Below are 7,926 nucleotides of genomic sequence, written 5' to 3' on the forward strand. Positions count from 1 at the left end.
GGAAGTCGTTTGTGCCCTGCGTTCCAGGATGAAGCGCGCCGCTACGACGCGCGCCAGCGCCTTGTTGTGCGGCGCCACGGAATCCTCGAGGTCGACGATGACCACGTCGGCGCCGGCACCAAAACCCTTTTCCAGCTTCCTCTCGGAATCACCGGGGACGAACAGCAGCGAGCGCATGATCAGGCCGGCTTCTTCAGCATCATGGCTTGCCTGGTGCATTTGGCGACGAGATCGCCATGCTGGTTGTAGGCGCGATGCTCGAATTCGACGATGCCGCGATCGGGCTTCGACCTGGACTCGCGCACCGAGATGACTGTCGTTTCGACGCGAACGGTATCGCCATGGAAGACCGGATGCGGAAACACGGTTTCCTTCATGCCGAGATTGGCAACCGTGGTGCCGACGGTGATGTCATTGACAGAAATGCCGATCATCAGCCCGAGCGTGAACAGCGAATTGACCAGCGGCTTGCCCCATTCGCTCTTGGTGGCGAAATCGAAGTCGATGTGCAGCGGCTGCGGGTTCAGCGTCATCACCGAAAACAGCATGTTGTCGCTTTCGGTAACGGTCTTGCGCAGCGTGTGCTGGAAGACATGGCCGACGACGAACTCTTCGAGATAAAGTCCGGCCATTTCTCTCTCCTCAGGTGCTTGACGGTTGATAGGCGCTGCAAATCAGCCTCGCAAGCCAGTTAATGAACATGGTGAACGGTTCGTAAACCAATTCTGCCTACGGTCGTCAGTGGGGTCGGAACCTTCCGGCAAGGGGCGTAAGCAGGCGGGCATGGTTGTTGTTTCGCATTTCCTGAAATGGATCTACACGGCCAAGGTGTCGGAGCGCGCCGCGGCGGCGAGCGCTCTGGCCCGAGCCTACATCAATTCCGAATTGCCCTTCGAGGACCGCTGCGCCGCAGAGGCGGCGCTGACACTGTTGCTCGACGATGCCTCGTCAAAGGTGCGGCTGGCGATGGCCGAGGCGCTGTCGATGAGCCAACACGCGCCAATGCAGATCATCAGCGTGCTGGCCTCCGACCAGCCGGAAGTCGCCGGCGTGGTGCTGGCGCGCTCGCCGCTGCTCACCGACGCCGACCTGATCAACCGCGTGGCTTCGAGTCCGAAGGCGACGCAAAAACTGATCGCAGACCGGCCGCTCGTCTCGATGGCGCTGTCGGCGGCCATCGCCGAGATCGGCGAGGCGGACGCCTGCGCCGTGCTGCTCGCCAACAGCGGCGCCGACATCGCCTCGCTCAGCTTCCGCCGCATGGCCGAACGGCATGGGCACCTGCCGCTGGTGCGCGAGGCGCTGATATCGGATGTCAGGCTGCCGGCCGACTGCCGGCATATGCTGCTCGTCAAGCTTGGCGAAATGCTGAAAACGTCGCCACTGGTGATGGCGATGATGGGCGCGGCGCGAGCCGACCGCGTCATGCGCGACGCCTGCGTCAAGGCTTCGGTGACGCTGATCGAAGGCACGCGCACGGAAGAACATGCGGCCCTGATCGAGCATCTCAGGCTGCGTGGCGACCTCACCGCGAGCTTCCTCATCCGCACCATCGCGCATGGCAAGGTCGATTTCTTCGGCTCGGCACTGGTTGCGCTCAGCCAGCAGTCCGAACAAAGGGTTAGGGCGCTGCTGGCCGGCGGGCACGACGTGGCTTTGCAGGCATTGTTCCGCAGCGCCGGGCTCGCCGGCGCCACGCACGCCATCATCCTGCGTGCGCTGAAGATCTGGCGCGAGGTCGCCAACGGCAAGCGCGTCGCCGGTGTGCAGGAGGTAAGCTGGCTGATGCTCAAGGAAGTGGGCGGTCAATCCGCCGAGGGTGATCTCGCCGCCTTGGTCAAGTCGATCCATCTCGACGCGCTGCGCGAAAACGCACGCGGCCACGCGCTGGCGATAGCGGCCGCCTAGCCTTTATCCCTGGCGAAAAAATCCGGAAAATCCTCCATCGCGGCGGCGATGATGCGCAACGATGCCGCGATCTGCAGCAATTCCCCGGTACCGTTTCGCTGGGCAATACCAGCCGCATATTGCCGGGCGACGGTGACGGTTGATGTCTGCGGATCGCCGGGGGCGCGGAAGAGCAGTTCGCGCGCCAGCCCTCTCAGGAAGTTGGCGATCGAAAGCGCGGTCTCGGATGGGATGGCATGGCTCTGGCTCGCATCGCGCAGCCGAAGGACCTCCAGGCCGACGGTGACGGCGGCGACGCCGCCGCCCAGAACCGCATCGCCTTTCTGACCGGCATTCTGCACCAGCGGCATCAATTGGTTGATGCGGTCGTAGGCGAGGCTCTCGAAGGCCGACCGCCTCGGCACCCGCTCATGCAGGCAAAGCCGCGCCAGATCCTCACGCATGGCGCGCACGATGCGGTTGGCCGCGAGCCAAGGATCGGCCGGCAGCACGACGATGAAGACACCGATCGCCAGCAGGATGCCGACCAGGATCGACGCCGAACCGGCGAAGAAGGGTCCGGGATCGTAGGTCATCGCCTGGTGCGGACTGAGGAAGGCGAGAAAGTTGATGGCGAAAGCCGTCGCAACGCCGACATAGCGTGGATTGGCCATGGCCAGCGCCGTCGGCACCAGGATCGGCACGACAAACAGCATGAACCAGCCGAAGCCGGGCAGGGCGGGCAATGCGATCTGGCCGACGAGAAAGGCAAAGGGCAGCGCCAGAAGCGTTCCCTTGAAGAAACCCCAGGCGACCTGCACAGGGTCGGGGCGAGCAGCAAACAGGCTCGACACGACGGCGACGAGAATGACCGTGCCGGCGGCTTCCGACCATTTCGTCGTCAACCAGAAGGCCGCGACCAGCAGCGTCGCAAGGGCAGCGCGCACCGCGTTGCGCGATGCGCCGGCGTAATCGCGATGCACCACCAGCGCAGGCTGCCTGCTGCCCCTGGCCGGGCGCGTGGCAGGCGCACGCAGGGCATCGAGGCCGCGCAGCACCTGCTTGAGCGCATCGGCGAAATCGGCGGCAATGGTCAGGCGGGTGATCGTGCCGACCCTGTCGTCGCCCTGGTCGGTCGAGGCATCGGGCATTTGCCGGGCCTTGGCCGAGATGGTGTCGAGCCGCGCCACCCAAGGCGTGGTGTCGTCCAGCGCGCCGGGCTTCGCGGCCATTTCACCGACAAGGGCTTGCAACTCCGAACGCACCGGAATGAGCGCCGCATTCTTCGGAGCGGCATGCGAATGCAACGCACGTGCCGCCGACAGCGCCGAGAGCAGTTGTCCGATCGTGCGCCGGACCGGATGCGCGCGCGGCGCGAAGCTCGGCGCCTCGAGCCTGGCATAGGCGCGCATCTCGCCGAGCGTCTGGGTATCCGTGACCAGCTTTCGGTGCAGCGCGGACAGCGTTGCCGGGTCGCCGCCGGAGAACGCACCGCCGGCATAGGTGGCAAGATCGAGGATGCAGCGTTTCAGGCGCGAGACGATGGCGTCGCTGGCCAGTTTTGGCAGGATCAGCCGGCTGGTCAGGCCGGCGCAGACGATGCCGAGCACGATCTCGGCACAGCGCGCGACAGCGAGGTCGACGACGAGATGCGGCTGTCCGAAAGCGGGCAGGCCGATGATCATTGCGGTGTAGCCGGCCAGGGCGGCGCCATAGGCTTCCGGATTGCGCAGCAGCGACGAGACGAAGGTGCAGATGCCGATCCAGACGGCAAGCACAGTCACCAGCACCCAGGGGTTGGTGCCGAAAACGGTGGTGATGCCGATCGCGGCGATGCCGCCGACCAGCGTGCCGAGCAGCCGGTAGAAGCCCTTCGCCAGCACCATGCCGGCAACCGGCTGGGCGACGATGAACACCGTCATCATGGCCCATTGCGGATGGTCGAGCTTCAGCGCATAGGCTGCCAGCAGCGCGATCAAGCCGGCTGAAACGGTGCGCAAGGCAAAGATCCAGTCGGAGCGCGTCGGCTGCGTCAACCCGGCTAAACTCGTCCCGAAATAGCCTTTCAGCCGCGTCCTGGTCACATGCTCGTCTCCGCAGCTGGAGCCTTGTTATGGACCGGCTGGCGGCTAGATATCCAGCACTTCCGTCTCGGCGAATTCGGCGCGTTCCTGGATGAACCGGAAGCGGGCCTCCGGCTTCGTGCCCATCAACGCATCGACGGCGTCCTTGGTCGCCGTCTCGGCGTCGATTACATCGATCCTGAGCAGCGTTCGCTTCCTCGGATCCATGGTGGTTTCCTTGAGCTGGGCGGCCATCATCTCGCCCAGACCCTTGAAGCGGCCCAGTTCCACCTTGCCGCGCCCGGTGAATTCGGTGCGCAGGAGCTCGTCCTTGTGGGCGTCGTCTCGGGCATAGGCGACCTTGCCGCCTTGCCTGATCGAGTAAAGCGGCGGCACGGCGAGATAGAGATGGCCGCCACGCACCAGCGCCGGCATCTCCTGATAGAAGAAGGTGATCAGCAGCGAGGCGATATGGGCGCCGTCGACATCGGCGTCGGTCATGATGATCACGCGGTCGTAGCGCAGATCCTCATCGCGGTACTTCGAACGCGTACCGCAGCCGAGCGCCTGGATCAGGTCCGAAATCTGTTGGTTGGCCGCCAGCTTATCGTTGCCGGCGCTGGCGACGTTGAGGATTTTGCCGCGCAATGGCAGCACGGCCTGGCTGGCGCGGTCGCGCGCCTGCTTGGCCGAGCCGCCGGCCGAGTCGCCTTCGACGATGAACAGTTCTGCACCGGCCGCGGCATTCTGCGTGCAGTCGGCGAGCTTGCCCGGCAGCCGCAGCTTGCGCACCGCGCTCTTGCGCGACACTTCCTTTTCCTGGCGCCGGCGCACCCGCTCGTCGGCGCGTGCGATCACCCATTCGAGCAGCTTCGAGGCTTCCTGCGGATTGTCGGCCAGCCAATGGTCGAACGGATCGCGGATCGCGGTCTCGACAATTCGAATTGCCTCGATCGTCGCCAGCCTGTCCTTGGTCTGTCCGACGAATTCCGGCTCGCGGATGAACACCGACAGCATGCCCGCCGCCGAGATCATGACGTCTTCCGAGGTGACGATCGACGCGCGCTTGTTGCCGACGAGGTCGGCATAGGCGCGCAGGCCTCGCGTCAAAACGTTGCGGAAGCCGGCCTCGTGGGTGCCGCCTTCGCCGGTCGGGATGGTGTTGCAGTAGGAATTGATGAAGCCGTCGCCGCCGAACCAGGTCACCGCCCATTCGAGCGAGCCGTGGCCGCCCTGTTTCTCGCTCTTGCCGGCGAAAATCTCGCGCGTTACCTGGAAGTCGTCGCCGAGCGATGCCTTGAGATAGTCCTTCAGGCCGCCGGGAAAATGGAATTCCGCCTTGGCCGGCGTCTGGTCTTTTTCCTTGATCAGCGACGGATCGCAGGTCCAGCGGATTTCGACGCCGCCGAACAGATAGGCTTTCGAGCGCGTCATACGGTAGAGCCGCGCCGGTTCGAACGCCGCGCCCTTGCCGAAAATCTGCTCGTCGGGGTGGAAGCGGATCTTTGTGCCGCGCCGGTTGTGGACCTCGCCCAACTGTTCCAGGCCGGTCACGGGAACGCCGCGCGAGAATTTTTGCCGATAGAGTTGCCGTCCCCGCGCGACCTCGACCTCGAGATGGTCCGACAGCGCGTTGACCACGGATACGCCGACGCCATGCAGGCCGCCTGATGTCTCGTAAACCTTGGAGTCGAACTTGCCGCCCGAATGCAGCGTCGTCATGATCACTTCAAGCGCCGGCTTCTTGAACTTCGGGTGCGGATCGATCGGGATGCCGCGGCCATTGTCGGTCACGGCGAGATAGCCGTCGGCCGAAAGCTCGACATCGATGAAGGTGGCGTGGCCGGCAACCGCTTCGTCCATCGAATTGTCGATGACCTCGGCGAACAGATGGTGCATCGCCTTGTCGTCCGTGCCGCCGATATACATGCCTGGCCGGCGGCGCACCGGCTCCAGCCCTTCCAGCACCTCGATGTCGGCGGCGCTATAGCCCTCGCTGCCGTCCTTGGTCGAGGCAGGACGCTTGGTGGCTTGCACCACCAGTGGATCCGCCGGGCGCGCAGCGGTACGCACCGGCTGCGGCTGCTTGTCCATATTGCCGAAGAGATCGTTGCTGTCGTCCATGCCTGCCATAGGTTCCGGTGCTGCGAATCACCTCGCGATACTGCCACGCTTTTCAGCGCCAAGCGACCGAGGTTCCTGTTCCGTTCGGGGATCTGGGCCCTCTTACCCCAAAACCATTCGATAACCAAGCCGGCGGAAATAGATCCGATACCAACGCCCGGGATTCCTGATTCTTTAACAATGCCGCCTAACGTGAGCCCAACTAAATAAGAAACTGCTGATATCAGGGGTTTAGGCGTGAGGGGCAAGGCCATATCGATGATCGGCATCGCCGCCGTTTTCGGCGCGATCTCGATCTTTGCCGCGGATTTCTGGGTCAAAAGCCAGGCCAAGGCCGATTCCGAAGAGAAGACGTCGTCGATTCCGGCACCTGTCGTGCCGAAAGTCGAATTCAAGACCATCGTGGTGGCGAATGCCCCGTTGCGCTACGGCATGGAGCTCGACCGCGCGCAGCTCAGCGAAATCCCGTGGTCGCAAGAGTCCGTGCCGCAGGGCGCCTTCACCACCATCAATGCGTTGCTCGCCGACGGCAGCCGCGTGGTGCTGTCGCCGATCGAGGTCAACGAACCGGTGCTGCTGGCCAAGCTGTCCGGCCCGAATGGCCGCGCGACGCTCTCCAACATGATGACGCCCGGAATGCGGGCGGTCACCATCCGCACCGACGAGATCGCCGGAGTCGGCGGCTTCGTCACGCCCGGTGACCGCGTTGACGTGGTGCTGACGCGCGATGCCGGCGAAATTCAGGAAGTGGCCAAGAATGCGCAAGGCGCTGCCGGTTCCACCATCACCTCCGAGATCGTTGTCGCCGATGCCAAGGTGCTGAGCGTCGGGCAGGGCGCCGACGAGCGCCAGACGACGCCGCAGATTTCCAATTCGGTGACCATCGAGGTGACGACGGACGGCGCGCAGAAAGTAGCGCTGGCCCGCACCGTCGGCACGCTCTCGCTGTCGCTTCGGTCCGCCAGCGAAGGCGCTGACGGCAAGAGCGGCGTCACCACCATCTCCTCCTTCGGCGGATCGGTCGCCTCGAATGTGCAGGCCGCGGCCGGCTCGGTGTTCGACGCCGTCACCAAGGAGCCGGAGAAACCGAAGTTCAAGACGGTCATCGTAACGCGCGGCACGAAGGCCGAGGAATACCAGGTTCCTTCGCGGGACCAGAAATAAACCAGTGGGGACTGGGTGAGGGACGGGACAATGTTCGGGCTGTTCATATATCGGGTCATGACGCGGTTGCGCGTTTTGCGCGCCGTGGCTGTCGCGTCTTCGCTGGCCGCTGCGGTGATGCTGGCCTTGGGCGCCTCGGCGGCGAGAGCTGACAACGACGTCGTCTACGTGTCGTCGACCAAGAATGCGTCAATCAAGGTTGCCAAGGGCAAGCCGAAGACGATCATCACCAGTGCTGCCTTCTACCAGATCGTCATCGGCGATCCGGAGATCGCCAACGTCAATCCGCTGACCGACAAATCCTTCTATGTGCTCGGCAACAATCTCGGCACCACCGGGATTGCGCTGTTCGATGAGAAAAAGCAGCTTGTCGGCACCGTCGACATCGAGGTGACGCTCGACACCGACCAACTGGCCAGCACCATTCGCGCCAGCGTGCCGGATGCCAGGATCAAGGTCGGATCGGCCAATGGCCGTGTCGTGCTGTCGGGCGAGGCCGACGATGCCGTCGCCGCCGAAAAGGCAAACAAGATCGCGACGCGCTTTTCCGGTGCCGAGGAGGTGATCAACTCGGTCAACATCTCATCTTCGCAGCAGGTCGAGCTCAACGTCCGCTTTGTCGAGATCAACCGCCAGGCGGGCCAGGATCTGGGTGCCAAATACGCCGGCAATTTCGCCTATGGCCTTG

The 7,926-nt window shown here is 64.0% G+C and carries 7 protein-coding genes; 3 read left to right on the forward strand and 4 right to left on the reverse strand.

The window, feature by feature from the left end; translation table 11 throughout:
• Nucleotides 1–177 (reverse strand): aldolase/citrate lyase family protein (locus tag EOA22_RS18160; RefSeq protein WP_245478653.1); only part of this gene is annotated, 177 nt, incomplete at its 3' end.
• A gap of 2 nt (nucleotides 178–179) precedes the next feature.
• On the reverse strand, nucleotides 180–632 hold the full coding sequence (locus EOA22_RS18165; protein ID WP_063167880.1) for a MaoC family dehydratase: 453 nt from the start codon (nucleotides 630–632) through the stop codon (nucleotides 180–182).
• 151 nt (nucleotides 633–783) lie between these two features.
• Between EOA22_RS18165 and EOA22_RS18170 the strand changes: the two genes are divergently transcribed.
• Nucleotides 784–1,908, forward strand: coding sequence for a DUF2336 domain-containing protein (locus EOA22_RS18170; protein WP_063167881.1), 1,125 nt, complete (start codon nucleotides 784–786; stop codon nucleotides 1,906–1,908).
• Here EOA22_RS18170 and EOA22_RS18175 read toward each other — a convergent pair.
• Nucleotides 1,905–3,971 carry an FUSC family protein gene (locus EOA22_RS18175; protein WP_063167882.1) on the reverse strand — a complete coding sequence of 689 codons (2,067 nt, stop codon included), beginning with the start codon at nucleotides 3,969–3,971 and terminating at the stop codon, nucleotides 1,905–1,907. The two genes, EOA22_RS18170 and EOA22_RS18175, sit on opposite strands and share 4 nt — an antisense overlap.
• A 45-nt stretch (nucleotides 3,972–4,016) precedes the next feature.
• Complete coding sequence (gene parE, locus EOA22_RS18180; RefSeq protein ID WP_013531965.1) at nucleotides 4,017–6,074, reverse strand: DNA topoisomerase IV subunit B; 2,058 nt, start codon at nucleotides 6,072–6,074, stop codon at nucleotides 4,017–4,019.
• A 237-nt stretch (nucleotides 6,075–6,311) separates the two neighbouring features.
• Here parE and cpaB point away from each other — a divergent pair, with 237 nt between their 5' ends.
• Both cpaB and EOA22_RS18190 read left to right on the forward strand, forming a co-directional pair.
• Entirely contained in the window at nucleotides 6,312–7,238 is a 927-nt protein-coding gene (gene cpaB / locus EOA22_RS18185) for a Flp pilus assembly protein CpaB (protein WP_244514296.1), read from the forward strand.
• A gap of 30 nt (nucleotides 7,239–7,268) precedes the next feature.
• A partial coding sequence (locus EOA22_RS18190) for a pilus assembly protein N-terminal domain-containing protein (protein ID WP_127390123.1) occupies nucleotides 7,269–7,926 on the forward strand: 658 nt, incomplete at its 3' end.

This window comes from Mesorhizobium sp. M7A.F.Ca.US.014.04.1.1, assembly GCF_003998745.1.
Taxonomy (GTDB): Bacteria; Pseudomonadota; Alphaproteobacteria; order Rhizobiales; family Rhizobiaceae; genus Mesorhizobium; species Mesorhizobium ciceri.